The sequence below is a fragment of the Streptantibioticus silvisoli genome, from assembly GCF_027947535.2.
GTDB classification, from domain to species: Bacteria; Actinomycetota; Actinomycetes; order Streptomycetales; family Streptomycetaceae; genus Streptantibioticus_C; species Streptantibioticus_C silvisoli.
This window is the reverse complement of sequence record NZ_JAAGKO020000038.1, coordinates 45,462-61,299: the sequence shown is the minus strand read 5'-3', so window position 1 is coordinate 61,299 and position 15,838 is coordinate 45,462. Positions and strand designations below refer to the sequence as shown.

The 15,838-nt window shown below is 73.5% G+C and carries 12 protein-coding genes; 6 read left to right on the top strand and 6 right to left on the bottom strand.

Going from position 1 to position 15,838, the window contains the following annotated elements:
* Positions 1–48: 48 nt before the first annotated feature.
* Positions 49–1,197, bottom strand: coding sequence for a nitric oxide synthase oxygenase (locus POF43_RS23195; protein ID WP_271322215.1), 1,149 nt, complete (start codon positions 1,195–1,197; stop codon positions 49–51).
* Between the two features lie 322 nt (positions 1,198–1,519).
* Between POF43_RS23195 and POF43_RS23190 the strand changes: the two genes are divergently transcribed.
* The 6 genes from POF43_RS23190 to POF43_RS23165 all read left to right on the top strand — a co-directional run bounded on the left by POF43_RS23190 (position 1,520) and on the right by POF43_RS23165 (position 8,966).
* A complete protein-coding gene (locus POF43_RS23190; RefSeq protein WP_271315606.1) occupies positions 1,520–2,182 on the top strand; it encodes a response regulator transcription factor in 663 nt (220 codons plus the stop codon).
* Positions 2,179–3,468, top strand: a complete 1,290-nt coding sequence (locus POF43_RS34960; protein ID WP_271325326.1) for a sensor histidine kinase — start codon at positions 2,179–2,181, stop codon at positions 3,466–3,468. The genes POF43_RS23190 and POF43_RS34960 overlap by 4 nt, the downstream gene beginning before the upstream one ends.
* A 155-nt stretch (positions 3,469–3,623) precedes the next feature.
* Positions 3,624–5,195, top strand: a complete 1,572-nt coding sequence (locus tag POF43_RS23180; protein WP_271325325.1) for an NAD(P)-binding domain-containing protein — start codon at positions 3,624–3,626, stop codon at positions 5,193–5,195.
* Positions 5,192–6,325, top strand: coding sequence for an alpha-hydroxy acid oxidase (locus POF43_RS23175; RefSeq protein WP_282704730.1), 1,134 nt, complete (start codon positions 5,192–5,194; stop codon positions 6,323–6,325). Before POF43_RS23180 ends, POF43_RS23175 begins: the two co-directional genes overlap by 4 nt.
* Positions 6,322–7,692: a cytochrome P450 gene (locus POF43_RS23170; protein WP_271324940.1), complete on the top strand. Its 1,371-nt coding sequence runs from the start codon at positions 6,322–6,324 to the stop codon at positions 7,690–7,692. The genes POF43_RS23175 and POF43_RS23170 overlap by 4 nt, the downstream gene beginning before the upstream one ends.
* Entirely contained in the window at positions 7,689–8,966 is a 1,278-nt protein-coding gene (locus POF43_RS23165; RefSeq protein ID WP_271324939.1) for a cation:proton antiporter, read from the top strand. Before POF43_RS23170 ends, POF43_RS23165 begins: the two co-directional genes overlap by 4 nt.
* Positions 8,967–9,022: 56 nt before the next feature.
* On the opposite strand, the gene POF43_RS23160 is transcribed toward POF43_RS23165, so the two are convergent.
* From POF43_RS23160 to POF43_RS23140, 5 genes are all read right to left on the bottom strand, one after another.
* The gene (locus tag POF43_RS23160) at positions 9,023–9,889 is read right to left on the bottom strand and encodes a lipase family alpha/beta hydrolase (RefSeq protein ID WP_271315600.1); all 867 of its coding nucleotides are present in this window, start codon (positions 9,887–9,889) and stop codon (positions 9,023–9,025) included.
* Positions 9,890–10,097: 208 nt separating this feature from the next.
* Positions 10,098–12,047 carry a dipeptide ABC transporter ATP-binding protein gene (locus POF43_RS23155; protein ID WP_308217759.1) on the bottom strand — a complete coding sequence of 650 codons (1,950 nt, stop codon included), beginning with the start codon at positions 12,045–12,047 and terminating at the stop codon, positions 10,098–10,100.
* Complete coding sequence (locus POF43_RS23150) at positions 12,044–13,033, bottom strand: ABC transporter permease (RefSeq protein ID WP_271325090.1); 990 nt, start codon at positions 13,031–13,033, stop codon at positions 12,044–12,046. The genes POF43_RS23155 and POF43_RS23150 overlap by 4 nt, the downstream gene beginning before the upstream one ends.
* Complete coding sequence (locus POF43_RS23145; protein ID WP_271317356.1) at positions 13,030–14,028, bottom strand: ABC transporter permease; 999 nt, start codon at positions 14,026–14,028, stop codon at positions 13,030–13,032. The genes POF43_RS23150 and POF43_RS23145 overlap by 4 nt, the downstream gene beginning before the upstream one ends.
* Positions 14,029–14,058: 30 nt before the next feature.
* Positions 14,059–15,768 carry an ABC transporter substrate-binding protein gene (locus POF43_RS23140; protein WP_271317355.1) on the bottom strand — a complete coding sequence of 570 codons (1,710 nt, stop codon included), beginning with the start codon at positions 15,766–15,768 and terminating at the stop codon, positions 14,059–14,061.
* Between the last annotated feature and the right edge of the window lie 70 nt (positions 15,769–15,838).

The window sequence follows — 15,838 nt, the reverse complement described above, 5'->3', positions numbered from 1 at the left end:
GCCGGTCCGCGCGTTGGCCCCCATGCAACCGCACGGACCCGCCCGCCGTCACGACGACGGGTCCCAGGCGGCCGGTTGCCGGTGGAAGTCCGGCGTGCTCGCGGCGTACGCGTAGCGGCGGGAGAAGACCGGTGTCGTGCAGGCCGACAGCGGCGGCACGATCCAGTCGCGGTCGGCCGGCGTGGTCCGGCCGTGCCGCAGTTCGCGTTCCTCGTGGGTGACGAACTGCCGGGTGACGGTGTGGTGGTCGACCATGTGCACCCCGGCCTGCCGGAAGGAGTGCAGCACCGCGCGGTTGAGTTCCACCAGCGCCCGGTCCTTCCACAACGAGTCCTCCCGGCCGGTGTCGAGACCCATCAGGGCCGCCACCCGGGGCAGCATGTCGTACCGGTCGGCGTCGGCCAGGTTGCGGGCGCCGACCTCGTAGCCCACGTACCAGCCGTTGAACGGGCAGGCCGGGTAGTCGACGCCGCCGATCTCCAGCCGCATGTCGGAGATGGCCGGAACGGCGTGCCAGCGCAGCCCCAGTTCGGCGAGGTCGGCCAACTCCGGGTGCGAGATGGGTACTTCGAGGACCGCGTCGGCCGGCAGGTCGAACCAGCGCGGTGGCCGGCCCGGCACCGAGACCACCAGCGGCAGCACGTCGAACCGGCCGCCCGGCCCGCGCCAGCCCAGCGCCCGCACCGCCTCGGTGAACTCCACGTGCAGCGGGTCACCCAGCACCGAACCGTCCGCCATCCGGTACCCGGCGTAGCGCACCAGTTGCGGGTTCCACACCCGGATCGCCTGCCCGTCCGGGCGCCGCGGTGCGAACACCGTGATGACGGGCAGCAGTTGACCGCCGTTCGTCGCGATCCGCAGATGGTCCACGCACGCTTGGAAGACCTCCTCGGCGGTGGTCGCCTCCCGCCGGTCGAGCACCCGCAGCGCCTTCCAGTGCAGCCGTCCCACGCAGCGGGCGTGGTTGCGCCAGGCCACCCTGCTGCCGTGGACCAGTTCGGCGGTGCGGTGCCGGTAGGTGCCGGACGACCGGATCTCCTCACCGGCCTCCAGCAGCCGGGCCCGTACCTCCGCCTCGTCCCGCCCGGCCGTGAGCCCCGGGTCGAGCAGGAAGGCCGCCGCCCGCGCCGGCAGGCCGGCGGCGCCGGACACCGGGCACGGCCCGTCCAGTACGGCCGGCGGGGGATCACGCAACACGGCGCCTCCTCAGCGACACGGCCGTCCCGCCCGGGGCCGCGCGGACCGCTTCCCACCCGCCGGGGGACGGCGACGCGCCCACCCCACAACCCGCCCGCCCACCGGGCAAGCCGCCCCGCCGCCGTCACCCGGAAGGCCGCCCGACGTCACCCGGACGGCGTAACGCCCGCCCCGCCCGGCCACCGCTCCGCGTCGCCCGCCCGGCCGCCACCGGCACCGCTAAACGGGCCGGTCCGCACCGTTCTTCGGGGGAAACCGCCCGAGGCATAGGGAGGGTTGGCATGATGACCCGTTGTGCACGGCATTCGAAGGGATGCGGTCGATGACGGAAGATCTACGGCTGCTCGTGGTCGAGGACGATCGCGAGATGGCGCAGATGCTGGCGGAACTGCTCGGGGACGAGGGGTACGCGGTCGAGGTGGCGCACGACGGCCAGCGCGGACTGCACCTCGCCCTCAGCCGGCGGTATCCGCTGATGGTCATCGACCGCGGGCTGCCCGGCATCGACGGGCTCGACCTGCTGACCCGGTTGCGCCGGGTCGGGGTCACCGCCCGGGTGCTGATGCTGACCGCCCTGTCCGACCCCGAGCAGCGGGTGCGCGGTCTGGACGCCGGCGCCGACGACTACCTGGGCAAGCCCTTCGACATCGGTGAACTCCTCGCCCGCGTAAGGGCGTTGCACCGCCGGCACCTCGACCGCGCCGAGGCCCTGCCGCTGCCGCACGGTGAACTCGACCTGGCCCGCCGCGAAGTGCGCAGACCGGACACCGTGATCGCCCTGTCCGGGCGGGAGTTCGAGCTGCTGCGCCTGCTGGCCGGGGCGCCGCGCACCGTCTTCCCGCGCGCCGAACTGCGGGCCCGGGTCTTCGCCGACACCAGCGCCGAGTCCATCGTCGACACCTACGTCTACTACCTGCGCCGCAAACTCGGCCGCGCCACCATCCGCACCGTGCACGGCGTCGGCTACCGCATCGGCAGCGCGTGATCCGCCGCCCCGGCGCCGCCCCCGACGCCGAGCACCGCGAACTGCTGCGCACCCGCCGGGTCCTGGGCCTGCGGCTGTCGCTGGTGCTCACCCTGGTGCTGCTGATCATCGGCGTGGTGGTCTACGCGGTCATGACCGCCTCGCAGAACGCCGACATCGACCGCGACCTGGGCTACGCCGCCACCCGCAGCGGGGTCGGCAGCCCGCCCGGCTGCGCCTGGCTGGTGCTGGACGACAGCGGTGCCACCCGGCGGTCACCGGGACTGCCGGCCGGCTTCCCGCTGACCGCGCCCATCCGGGCGGTCGCCGCCGGCGGTCCCGCCACCCTGCGCGACGTCGTCGTGCACCACCACCGCTACCGGGTGCTGACCCGGCGGCGCGGCGACGGCACCGTCCAGGCCGTCTACGACGAGCGGTTCGAGCAGCGCGACCGCGACACCCTGCTGCTCGCCCTGGGGGCCACCGAACTGCTGGGCCTGGCCGGCGCGGTGGCCGCCGCCGGCCTGCTGGCCCAGCACGCCATGCGGCCGCTGACCCTGGCCCTGGTGCGCCGCCGCCGCTTCGTCGCCGACGCCAGCCACGAACTGCGCACCCCCGTCACCCGGTTGCACACCCGCGCCCAACTGCTGGCCCGCCGCGCCCAGGACGACGTCGCGGGGGAGCGGATGATCACCGAGGTCACCCGCCTGGTGGCCGGCACCCGCCAACTGGGCGAAGTCATCGACGACTTGCTGCTGTCCACCCGGATGCGGGTCGAACCGGCCGAGTTCGCCGCCGTCGACCTGGCCGTCCTGGCCGACCAGGCGTGCGCGGAGGAGAACGCCGCGGCCGCGCGCACCGGCCTGACGTTCACCGTCGTGCGCGAGCGCGGCCCCTACGTGGTGGCCGGTGTGGAGACCGCGATCCGCCGGGTGGTGACCGCACTGGTGGACAACGCTGTCGGGCACACCCCGCCCGGCGGCCGGGTCACCCTCACCGTCGGGGCCGGACCCGGCGGCACCGTGCGGCTGACGGTGGCCGACGACGGCGTGGGCCTCGATCCGCGCGAGGCGGACCGGCTGTTCGAGCGGCACGCGCACGGCACCGCCGGACGCGGCCCGAGGTTCGGCATCGGCCTGTCCCTGGTCCGCGAGATCGTCGACAGCCACCACGGCACCGTCGGCGCGGACGGACTGCCCGGCCGCGGCGCCCGCTTCACCGTCACGCTGCCCGCCTGGCGGACCGGGACGGCCCGCCGCGGCCGCCGGGTCCCGCGCCGCGCCCCCGCCCGCCGAACGCTGCGGTAAGTGCCGTGCTGAAAGGGGTAATTGACGTCGCGTCAGGTACGGGAATCCGGCCGGTGGCGAGCCGGAAGGCGAGCGCTTTGAGAACATTCTGAAAACGTGTACGGAACCTTCATCACGAAGCACGACTCCCCGTCGTCGCGCGTATGGAGGCCCCCATGTCGCACCCCGTCCACGACCACCTGATCGTGGGAGCCGGCCCCGCCGGCCTCCAGCTCGCCGCCGAACTCCAGCGCGACGGCCGCGACTACCTGGTCCTGGAAGGCGGTGAGCGGCCCGGCGGCTTCTTCGAGGTCTTCCCCCGGCACCGCAAGCTGATCTCCATCAACAAGCCGCACACCGGCAGCACCGACCCCGAGTTCAACCTGCGCATGGACTGGAACTCGCTGCTGAGCGACGACCCCTCGCTGCTGTTCACCCGCTACAGCGAACGCTACTTCCCGTCCGCCGACGACCTGGTGCGCTACCTCGCCGACTTCGCCGAGACCCTCGGCCTGAACATCCGCTACGGCGCCCGCGTCGAACGCGTCGAGCGCGACGGCGCCCTCTTCCAGGTCACCGACGGCACCGGAGCCGTGCACCGCGGCCGCCGCCTGATCATGGCCACCGGCGTCAGCAAGCCGTACGTCCCCGACGTGCCCGGCATCGAGACCGCCGAGTACTACACCGACGTCAGCGTCGACCCGGCGGACTTCACCGACCAGCGGGTGCTGATCCTCGGCAAGGCCAACTCCGCGCTGGAGACGGCCGACAACCTCATCGAGACCGCCACCGTCATCCACCTCGCCGGCCCCGGATCGCTGCGGCTGGCCTGGCAGAGCCACTTCGTCGGCCACGTGCGCGCCGTCAACAACAACTTCCTCGACACCTACCAGCTCAAGTCGCAGAACGCGATCCTCGACGGCGAGGCGGCCTCCGTCGAGCGCCGCGACGACGGCTACGCGGTCCGCTTCCGCTTCAGCCGCGCCGACGACTTCATCAAGGAGATCCACTACGACCGCGTCATCGTCGCCACCGGATTCCGCTTCGACGCCTCGGTGTTCGCCGACGACTGCCGCCCGCGGCTGGTCATCAAGGACCGCTTCCCCGAGATGACCTCCGCCTACGAGTCGGTCAACGTCCCCGGCCTGTACTTCGCCGGCACCCTCATGCAGCAGCGGGACTTCAAGAAGTCCACCGGCGGCTTCATCCACGGATTCCGTTACGCCGTACGGGCGTTGGGCCGCATCCTCGGCGAACGCCACCACGACACGGCCTGGCCGGGCCGCGAGGTGCCCGCCGAACCGGCCGCCCTCGCCGCCGAACTGCTGGCCCGGCTCAACCGCACCTCCGCGCTGTGGCAGCAGTTCGGCCAGCTGGCCGACCTGGTGGCCACCGCCGGCGCCGGCCTGCGGCACTACGAGGAGGTCCCGGTCGACTACGCGCACGACACCGGGTTCGCCGACGCGGAGAACCTCTTCGTCATCACCCTCGAATACGGCCCCGACCACGACAAGATCGACCCGTTCGACGTCACGGTCCGCCGGGTGCGCCAGGACGACGCCGAGGACGCGCACGACGCCGCCTACCTCCACCCCGTCGTCCGGCACTACCGGCGCGGGCAGTTCACCGCGGCCCACCACGTCGCGGAGAACCTGGAGAACGAGTGGGACCGCCCGGCCGCCCACCACGAACCGCTGACCGCCTTCCTGGCCAAGGCCCTCGCCGACGCTCCCGAGGCCGTGCGATGACCGCCCCCGCCCTGCCCCGGCTGCCCGAGGCGCCCGCCGCCCACACCGTGCTGAACCTGCGCGAGTACGAGACGATCGCCCGCGGCCTGCTCGACCCGATCTTCTACGACTACGTGGCCGGCGGCGCCCGCGACGAGGTCACCGTCCGCGCCAACGAGCACGGCTTCGCCCGCCTCGGCCTGCTGCCGCGCATGCTGCGCGGCAGCGACACCCGCGACCTGGGCGTCACCTTGTTCGGCACCCCCAGCAGCCTGCCGGTCTTCCTGTCGCCCACCGCCTTCCACCGGCTCGCCCACCCCGACGGCGAACTGGCCACCGCCCGGGCCGCCGCCAAGGCCGGCGTCATCATGACCGTCGGCATGGCCAGCACCACCTCGGTCGCCGACGTCGCCGCCGCCGCCCGGCAGGCCGTCCCCGACCGGGCGCCCGCCCTGTGGTTCCAGCTCTACCTGCAACCCGACATGGCGGTCACCCGGGCCCTGGTCCGCCGCGCCGAGGCGGCCGGCTGCACCGCCCTGCTGGTCACCGTCGACTCGCCCGTGCTGGGCATCCACGAACGCAACAAGCGCAACGGCTTCAACGACCTGCCGCCCGGCGTGGTCTGCGAGAACCTGCGCGACCTCACCGGCTCCGAACCCGGCCACATCCGGCAGATCGCCATGTCCGCCGACCTCGGCTGGGACCACCTCGACCGGCTCCGCGAGATGACCTCGCTGCCCGTGGTGCTCAAGGGCGTCCTGCACCCCGAGGACGGCCGGATCGCCGTCGCCCACGGCGTCGACGGCCTGCTGCTGTCCAACCACGGCGGCCGCCAGCTCGACACCGCCCCCGCCACCGTCGACCTGCTGCCCGACATGCTCGCCGCGGTCGCCGGCCGCGTCCCGGTCCTGCTCGACGGCGGCGTGCGGCGCGGCACCGACGTGGTCAAGGCCCTCGCCCTCGGCGCCACCGCCGTCGGCATCGGCCGCCCGGTCGTCTACGGCCTGGCCGCCGGCGGCGAGGACGGCGTGCGGCACGTGGTGGACCTGCTGCGCGAGGAGATCGACCACACCCTCGCCCTGTGCGGCGCCACCGCGCCGCGCGACCTCACCCCGGATCTGGTCCGGACCGTCCCGGCGGTCCCGCGATGACGCCCGCGCTCTGGGCGGTCGCCGTGGCCGCCCTCGCGGTCGCCGCCACCCTGCCGTACTGGCTGCCGACCGCCGTCGTCGCGCTGCGGGTGCGCATCTTCGACCTCGTCAACGGCGAGGAGGGCATCGCGGTGCCCGGCCGGCTGGTCGGCACCGAGTCGTTCACCCGCCTGTACGGCCACCCGGCCGCCAACGGCCGCAGCAAGGGCGCCGCGCTGTCGGACCTGTTCTGGTACTGGCTGGCCCCCGGACCCGAGGTCCACCAGGAACACCTCGAACCCGGACCGCGCTACGACCAGGTCGCCCGGGTCACCCGGCGGCTGCTCACCGGCGCCCGCAAGGACGAGTGGAGCGAACTGGTCGCCCGCTGCACCGGCCACGTCCTGGACGAACGGCCCGCCACCGCCACCGGCGCGGTCCGGCTGCGCGACCTGATGATGCCGGTCTGGGCCGAGGTCTACTACGAACTCGTCTTCGGCGAACCGTGCCCGCGCGCCGCCCGCGACCTCATCGTCGGCAACGCCGACGACGTGGTCAGCGCCCTGAAGTGCACCGGCCTGCGGCACATGGACCGCCGCGACCGGCTCACCGAGTACCTGCTGGACCGCATCCGCCGCGGCGACGCCCCGGCCGGGCTGCCCGACACCCTCACCGAGCGCGAACAGGCCTACTACCTCCAGGGCACCTTCTTCAACACCGCCGTCGTGCAGATGTCCGAGGCCATGGCCCACCTGCTGCTGGTCATCGCCGAACACCCCGGCGTACGCCACCGGTTGACCCAGGACCCGCCCGGCACCGGCTACCTCGACCGGGTCGTGGAGGAGACGCTGCGGGTCTGGCCGCTGTTCGGCATCGCCCACCGCGTCACCTCCGCGGACATCGTGCTGGACGGCGCGGCAGCCATCCCGGCCGGCTCCGTGCTGCTGTTCAACTACGCCGACTACCAGCACGACGTGCCGGACGGCGACCGCTTCGACCCGGACCGCTGGCTGCGCGCCACCGCCCGCGACATCCCGCACATCCCGTTCGGGGTCAGCGCCAACCGGCCCTGCCCGGCGCGCGGCATCGCCCCGCTGACCATGCGGGTCGCCGCCGAGGAGGTGCTGCGCCGCTTCGAGCCCATGTCGTCGGCCGGACACGCCCGTTCGCTGCCCAACCGCGCCCCCTGCCTGCTGGTGCCCCGCCCGGCCGCCGGTGCCCGCGGCGGCCGGCCGGTGCTGCGGCTGGCGCTGATGCGCGTCCGGGACCGCTGGGAGGACGTCTGGCGCAGCCTGGTGCAACTCGCCCTCGGCAGCTACATGGTGTGGGACGCCCGCCGGCAGGCCCTGTGCCGCCGCTACTTCGAGACGGCGGAGGCCGCCCGATGACCGCCACCCAACTGGCCCCCGCCTTCTTCGCCGCCGCCGTGGTCATCCTCGTGGTGTGCCGGCTGGTCGCCCGGCTGCTGTCGTTCGCCGCGCAGCCGCCGGTGGTCGGCGAGATGGTGGCCGGCGTCCTGCTCGGCCCGTCGCTGCTCGGCCTGGTCGCCCCCGGCGCCGAACACGCGCTGTTCCCCGACAGCCTGCGCCCGGTGCTCTACGTCGTCGGGCAGATCGGCCTGGTCGCCTTCATGTTCCAGGCCGGCCACGAGTTCCGCTCCTACGTCAACGGCAAACTGGCCGGCACCGCCGCCGCGCTGTCGGCGGCCGGCATCGTGGTCCCGCTGGTCCTGGGCGCGGGGCTGACGGTGCTGGCCCACGGCCACGTCGGGGTGTTCGCCCCCGGTGTCCCGCTGGGGGTGTCGGCCGGCTTCGTCGGGGTGGCGCTGGCCATCACCGCCTTCCCGATGCTGGCCCGCATCATCACCGAACGCGGCCTGTCCGGCAGCCGCTACGGCTCACTGGCGCTGGCCGGCGGCGCGCTGGACGACGTGGTGGCCTGGTGCCTGCTGGCGGCGGTGCTGAGCGTCGCCGCCGGCCGGCTGCGCCCGCTGCTCGAAGCGGTCGGCGGTGCCGCGGTGTTCGCGCTGGTCACCTACTACGTCCTGCGGCCGCTGCTGGCCCGGGTCATGGACCACCCGCGCCTCAACGACGAGGTCCGGCTGCTGGTCGCCGCCGCCGCGCTGTTCGGCGCCGCGTGGTTCACCGACACCATCGGGCTGTTCGCGGTCTTCGGCGCGTTCTGCGTCGGCATGGTGATGCCGCGCGGTCCGGCCGCCGAACGCGTGGTGGCCACCGCCTCCACCAGCGCCCGGGTGCTGTTCCTGCCGATGTTCTTCGTCTACTCCGGCCTCAACACCCGCTTCGCGCTGCTCGGCGACCCCGCCCTGCTGGTCTTCTCGCTGCTCGCGGTGATCGCCGCCGTGGCCGGCAAGTTCGGCGGCTGCTGGGCGGCGGCCCGGCTGCGCGGTGAACCGCAGGCGGTCGCGGTGCGGCTCGGCGCGCTGATGAACGCCCGCGGCCTGATGCAGCTGATCGCCCTCAACGTCGGACTCCAGGCCGGCATCGTCAACCACGCATTGTTCACCGCGCTGGTGCTGGTCGCGCTGGTCACCACCATCATGACCACCCCGGTCCTGGCCTGGCTCGACCGGCGCTTCCCGGCGCCCCCCGACCCGGACCCGCTGCCCCGGGCGGTCGCCGTGGCGGTACCGGAGCACTGAAGGCCCCCGCCGCCCCCGGCGCGCCGCGGACGCGGGCACGCCGGGGGCGGGGCGGGTCAGAACGCGTCGGCGCAGGTGGTCTGCGTGGCGTGCGCCGGGTCGAGGGCGTTGGCGACCTCGTGGAAGGCGATGAGGTCGGTGGTGCCGATCAGCACGTGCTCCGACAGGTCGACCGAACACAGGTTCTGCAACAGGACGTTGTGCACGTCGGGGCCGGTGAGGAACTCCGACTGGTACGGCGTGACGACCTCGTCGTACTTGGTGGCGATCACCGTGTAGTGCACGCCGGGGACCGTGTCGCCGCCCGCGTTGAGCTTGGTCAGGAACGCCGAGCCGGCCAGCTGGTCGGTCAGCCCCGGGGTCACCGCGCCGATGAAGTCCTCCGCGCCGGGGAAGTACGGGATGATCGACTCCAGGCCGTCCAGCGTGGTGCCGTGGTTGTCGGGGGCGATGCCCACCATGGCGTTGGTCTTGGCGGCGCCGCCGAGGAACTTCAGGTAGTAGCGCGGCATCATGCCGCCCTGCGAGTGGCCGACGATGTCCACCTTGGCCGCGCCGGTGGCCGCCAGCACCTTGTCGACCTCGGTCGACAACTGCTGGGCGGAGTCCGCGATCGGGCCGAGCCCGTCGATCAGGCCGACCGGCGTCAACTGCCCGTAGTCGAAGGAGAAGACGCAGTAGCCGCGCGACTCCAGGTAGGGCGCCAGGACCAGCCAGTTGTCGGTCCCGTTGGCGAACGTGCCGTGCACCAGCACCACCGGGTTCGGGTGCGCGGCCGACGGCTTGCAGGAGTAGTCGTTCCAGCCGGACGTGGGAGTGGCGGCACTGGCCGACGCGGGCGTGGCCAGCAGGGCCCCCGCGGCGAGGGCGAGTGCGGGAAGCAGCGCCAGCGCGCGGCGTCGTCGTCCGGAAGGCAGCTTCATCTGATCTCCTCGCAGGCCAAAGAGGGCACGCACGACGGCTACCGTGGTGACGCGGGTCACAACTCCGTCGGCACCTGTGAAGTTACGGGCCAGTAGCAAACGTTCGCCAGAGCCGCGTCGGTAAAATCTCGCGCCCCGGCCCACCGCCGGTGAGGCGGTGGACCGGGGCGGGCGGACGCGTACGCGCCGGGGCGCCGGCCCCGCACGGCTACCGGGCCGCCGCGGTCGCCGCCGCCTCGCGCCGGGCGGCGCGCCGGTCGGCCGCCCCCGCCGGGTCCAGCACCGGCACGGCGTCCAGGAGCTGGCGGGTGTACGGGTGCTGGGGGGAGCGGTAGACGCGTTCGGCCGGTCCCTCCTCCACGATCCGCCCGGCCCGCATGACGGCCACCCGGTCGCTGACCTGGCGCACCACGGCCAGGTCGTGCGCGATGAAGACCAGCGACAGGCCCAGATCGCGGCGCAACTCGTCCAGCAGCTCCACCACATGGGCCTGCGTGGTGACGTCGAGCGCGGAGACCGGCTCGTCGCACACCACCAGCCGCGGCTTCGGCGCCAACGCCCGCGCGATGCCGACCCGTTGGCGCTGCCCACCGCTGAACTCGTGCGGATAGCGGTGGTACCACTGCGGGTCGAGCCCGACCCGGTCCAGCAACGACTCCACCCGGGACCGCACCTGACGGTCCGTCATCGAACGGTTCAGCGCCCGCAGCGGATCGGCGATCGACTCCCCGATGCTGCGGCGCGGGTTGAGCGAGGAGACCGGGTCCTGGAAGACCATCTGCAACGCGCCCCGCAGCGGCCGAAGTTCACGCTCGCGCAGCCCGCCGATGTCGCGGCCCTCGAACCGCAGCACGCCCGAGGTCGGCTCCAGCAGCCGCACCAGCATCCGCCCGAGCGTGGTCTTGCCGCTGCCGGACTCCCCGACCACCCCCAGCGTCTCCCCGCGGCCGACGGTCAGCGACACCCCGTCCACCGCGTGCACCACAGCCCCGCGCCGCCCGAACTCCCGCCGCAGGTCGACGACTTCGAGCAACGGCTCACCGCCCCCGCCCGGTCCCGTCCCCCCGTCCCGCGCCGCCGGCACCCGTTCCGCGCCGGAGCCGGAGACCGCACCGCCGGAGCCGGAGCCGGAGCCGGAGACCGCACCGCCCGGTGCGATCGCACCGTCCTGCTCGACCGCACCGCCTGGTGCCACCGCACCGCCGGCCACCTGAGCGCCCGGCGCGACCGCACCGCCCGGCGCGACCTCCCCGTCCGGCTCGACCGCGCCGCCTGGCGCCACCGCACCGTCCGGCGCCACCGCACCGCCGGCCACCTGAGCGCCCGGCGCGACCGCACCGCCCGGCGCGACCTCTCCGTCCAGCCGCGGTACCGCCGACAGCAGAGCCTTCGCGTAGTCGCCGCGCGGTGCGGTCAGCACCTGGGTGACCGGGCCGCGTTCGACCGCACGGCCGTCCTTCATCACCAGGACGTGGTCCACGCTGCCGGCCACCACGCCGAGGTCGTGGGTGACCAGCAGCAGGCCGGCGCCGGTGTCGGCGCGCACCTCGTGCAGCAGGTCGAGGATCTGCGCCTGCACGGTGACGTCGAGGGCCGTCGTCGGCTCGTCGGCCACGATCAGCCGCGGCTCGCAGGCCAGCGCCATCGCGATGAGGGCGCGCTGCCGCATGCCGCCGGAGAACTCGTGCGGCCGCGACCGGGAGCGCCGGGCGGCGTCCGGGATGCGCACCCGGTCCAGCACCTCGACCGCGCGGGCCCGCGCCGCCCGCCGCGACACGCGCCGGTGCGCCCGCACGACCTCCGCGATCTGGTCGCCGATGGCGAAGTACGGGTCCAGCGCGGACAGCGGGTCCTGGAAGACCATTGCCGCCAGTTCCCCGCGCAGCCGCCGCAGGTCGTCGCCGCCGGCCCGCAGCGCGTCGACGCCGGCCACGGTGGCCGTACCGCCGGTACGCGCCCCGGTGCCGCTGTGCAGGCCCAGCAGCGCGTACGCCACCGTGCTCTTGCCTGAGCCGGACTCGCCGACGATGCCGAGTGCCTCGCCGGCGCCCAGCGTGAAGTCCAGTCCGTCGACGGCCCGGACGACGCCGTCGCCCACCGGGAAGTCGACGGTCAGGCCCTCGACGCGGACCAGCGGACCGTTGCCGGTCGTGCTCACGACAGGACCACCCTTCGGTCGGCCACCGCGTACAGCACGTCGGCGGCGGCATTGGCGAGGACGACGCAGAAACCGGTGACCATCACGACGCCGACCACCACCGGCAGGTCCACCACGGCCACCGAGGAGACCAGCATCTTGCCCAGTCCCGGCAGGCCGAACAGCGACTCGGTGAGCACCGCGGAGCCGAACATGGTGCCCAGGTCCAGCGCGCTGAGCGCGATCACCGGCGTCAGCGCGGCGCGCAGCGCGTGCCGGGTCACCAGCCGCCGTTCGCTCACCCCGTAGGCGCGGAAGGTGCGGATGTGGTCCTCGGCCAGCGTCTCCAGCATCGACGAGCGGGTCAGCCGGGCGTACTTGGCCGACTCCACCACCGCCAGCGACACCCACGGCAGCAGCAGCCCCCAGAACCACGCCTGCGGATCGCTGGTGAGCGGCACGTAGCTGGGGAACGGCAGCCACTGGAGCGTGGAGCAGAAGACGATGAGCAGCATCAGGCCGATGACGAAGACCGGGACCGCGTTGCCGGCCATCGTCAGGCCGGTCAGCGCCCGTTCGGTTGGCCGGCCGCGGCGCAGCGCGGACAGCAGGCCGGTGCCCACCCCCAGCAGCAGCCACAGCACCATGCCGCCGAGCGCCAGCGAGCCGGTGACCGGCAGCCGCTGGAGGATCATCGAGGTGACCTGCTCGCCGCTGCGGTAGGAGATGCCCAGGCACGGCGCGTGGCAGTGCATGACCGCGGTGCCGGTGCTGAAGTCGCGGCCGGCGACGATGCCGCCCAGGAAATGGGCGTACTGCACGTACACCGGGTCGGCCAGGCCCAGTTGCTCGCGCACCTGCGCGACCTGCGCGGGGCTGCACTTGAGGCCGCAGGCGATCTGCGCCGGGTCGCCGGGCGCGATGTAGAACGCCGCGTAGATCACCACCGACAGCACCAGCAGCACCGCGACCATGCCGGCCAGCCGCCGCAGTACGTACCCGCTCACGCGGTCTCCTCCTTCGTGCGGCGCCGCCGGACGCCCACCCGCAGCCGGGAGGCGGCCCGCGGGTCCAGCGCGGTGCGCAGCGCGTCGCCGAAGACGGTGAACGCCAGCGTGGTGACGAACAGCAGCGCGGCCGGCAGCAGGACGTACATCGGGTCGGCCTGGAACCAGGTGGTGGCCGACGACAGCATCTGCCCCCACGACGACGTCGGCGGCCGCACCCCGACGCCCAGGAAGGACAGGCCGGCCTCGGAGACCACGTTGGACGGCAGCAGCAGCGCCGCGTACGTGATGACCGGCGCGGCCAGCGGCGGCAGCAGTTCGCGGCGGGCGATCCGCCAGGGTGAGGAGCCGCCGAGCCGGGCGGCCGCCACGTAGTCCAGTTCCTTCAGCGACAGCGTCTGGGCCCGCACCACGCGGGCGGTGCCGCCCCAGCCGAGCAGGCCGATGACGAGCATCAGCAGCAGCGGGCGCGGGAAGGAGTTGGGCACCACCGCCATCAGGGCGATCGCGAAGACCAGGCCGGGCAGCGCGATCATCACATCGGTGGTGTGGCCGAGGAACTGGTCGAGCAGCCGGCTGCCGAGCCCGGCGGCCAGCCCCACGGCGATGCCGACCGCCACCTGCACCACGGTGGCGCCGACGGCCACCAGCAGCGAGATCTGCGAGCCGTAGACGAGCCGGGCGAACAGGTCGCGGCCGGTGCCGGGCTCCACGCCCAGCCAGTGGACGCCGCTGATCCCGCCCAGCGAGCCGTGCGGCACCCCGCCGGAGGCGGAGTTGACCAGCGCGTCGTGGTAGGTGGTGGGGTCCTGGCCCTCGATCGCGCTCAGCACCGGGGCCAGCACGGCGATCAGGATCAGCAGGACGAGGACGGTTGCGGCGGTGACGGCGGCGCGCTGTGAGCGCAGCCGCCGCCAGACCTGCCGGGCCCCGGAGGCCGGGACCACACCGATCGGTGCGGTCCCGGCCTGCGGGGCGGGTGCGGCGGTTGCCATGGGGCGGGCTCTCCGGGGGAGTCGGCGGCGTTACTTGACGGCGACCTGCGAGACGTCCAGCACGCCGGTCCAGTCGCTGATCACCACGTTGCGCACGTTCTTGCCGTACAGCCGCTTGTAGACCGGGTGGAACAGCGGCACGGTCAGCGCCTTCGTCCCGATCCGCTGGTCCAGCTTCCCCCACAGCTTCGCGGCGGCCGCGTGGTCGGTGATCTTGTTGATCCGGTCGATCTCGGCGTTCACCGACGGGTCGTTCAGCTGGGCGGAGTTGAAGTTGTAGCCGTCCTTGACGATCTGCCGGCCGTCGAAGATCGGCGCGAGGAAGGGACCGCCGGACGGCCAGTCCGCACCCCAGCCGGACAGGAACATCCCCGGCTCGCTGGCCACCGAGTAGATGTCCTGCTGGTACTTGTCGTCCTCCAGGCCGACCAGCTTGACGGTGATGCCGGCCGCCTTCAGCCCGTCCTGCACGGCCGCCGCGACCGCCGGGCCGTCCTGGTTGGCGTCGGAGGTGGAGGCGGTCAGCGTGACGGTCAGCCCGTGCGGGTAGCCGGCCTGCGCCAGCAGCGCCTTGGCCTTCGCCGCGTTACCGCTCCTGCCGGCCGGGAACGGGTCGTAGGGCGTGTAGCCGAACGTGGCCTGGTTGGGCAGGAAGGTGGTGGCCGGCTCGGCGAGCGAGGAGCCGCCGGCCGCGTTGACCACCGAGGTGCGGTTGATCGCGTAGGCGATCGCCTCGCGCACCTTCTGGTTGTCGAACGGCTTGACCTTCGGGTTGAACGCCAGGTAGTTGGTGAAGCCGAAGTGGCCGGTGCCGACCCGGGAGGCGAGTTCCTTGTCGCCGTTGACCTTGGCCAGCTCCGCCGGGCCGAGGTTGGTGTCGGTGGTGACCGCGTCCGCGTCGGCGCCGCTGCCGGTCGCCAGCCGCTGGTCGATGACGGCCGGGTCCAGACCGGAGTCCACCACGATCCGGTCGGGGTAGGCGTGCCGCTGGGCGTCGGACTTCTGCGACCAGTACGGGTTGCGCTTCAAGGTCAGCGTGGTGCCGTCGTTCTGGTTGCTGACCACCTCGTACGGGCCGGAGGAGACCGGGTGGTCCTGGTACTTCGTGCCGGTGTCCTTCGCCTTGGGCACCGGGGTGAACTGGGTCTGCGTCGCCAGGTAGGGGAAGTCGCCCTCGGGCTTGTTCAGGTGGAACACCACGGTCCGCGCGTCCGGCGTGGTGATCGCCGACAGCCCCTTGGGGTCCTTGTACGGGCCCTGGTAGCCGGACGCGCCGGTCAGCCAGTCGCGCAGGTAGGGCGCGCCGCCGGACAGCTGCGGCGCGAAGGAGCGCTCGACGCCGTACTTGATGTCGGCACTGGTGATCGGCGTGCCGTCCTCGAACTTCAGGCCCGCCTTGAGGTGGTACGTCCACACCGTGGCGCCCTGCGACGGCTCGCCGATGTCGGTGGCCAGGTCCGGTACGACCGCGGTGCCCGCCGCGCCCGCCTTGCGCGCCCGGGTGGTCAGGCTGCGGAAGACCAGCCCGGGGATGTTGCCGCCGCCGGTGGTGTACTCGCGCGCCGGGTCGAACTTGGTCTGCGGGGTCTGGTTGAGGATGGTCAGCGTTCCGCCCTGGTGCGGGGTGGCGTCCGCGCCCGCGTCCTCGCTCTTGGGTCCGCACGCCGCGGCGCCGGCCGCTATCGCCGTCAGGGCGGCCAGCGCGGCCAGCCGGCGTGGGGCGAGGGGGTGTGATGACATCGGGGAACGGCCTTTCACTACCGGGGAACGGGCGGGGTTCGCGCACGGGGTGGCGGGCTGTGACGGCCGG

Coding starts and splice junctions, on each gene's coding strand:
- POF43_RS23190 (WP_271315606.1), top strand. CDS start 1,520: ATGACGGAAGATCTACGGCTGCTCGTGGTCGAGGACGATCGCGAGATG.
- POF43_RS23180 (WP_271325325.1), top strand. CDS start 3,624: ATGTCGCACCCCGTCCACGACCACCTGATCGTGGGAGCCGGCCCCGCC.
- POF43_RS23175 (WP_282704730.1), top strand. CDS start 5,192: ATGACCGCCCCCGCCCTGCCCCGGCTGCCCGAGGCGCCCGCCGCCCAC.
- POF43_RS23170 (WP_271324940.1), top strand. CDS start 6,322: ATGACGCCCGCGCTCTGGGCGGTCGCCGTGGCCGCCCTCGCGGTCGCC.
- POF43_RS23165 (WP_271324939.1), top strand. CDS start 7,689: ATGACCGCCACCCAACTGGCCCCCGCCTTCTTCGCCGCCGCCGTGGTC.
- POF43_RS23160 (WP_271315600.1), bottom strand. CDS start 9,889: ATGAAGCTGCCTTCCGGACGACGACGCCGCGCGCTGGCGCTGCTTCCC.
- POF43_RS23145 (WP_271317356.1), bottom strand. CDS start 14,028: ATGGCAACCGCCGCACCCGCCCCGCAGGCCGGGACCGCACCGATCGGT.
- POF43_RS23140 (WP_271317355.1), bottom strand. CDS start 15,768: ATGTCATCACACCCCCTCGCCCCACGCCGGCTGGCCGCGCTGGCCGCC.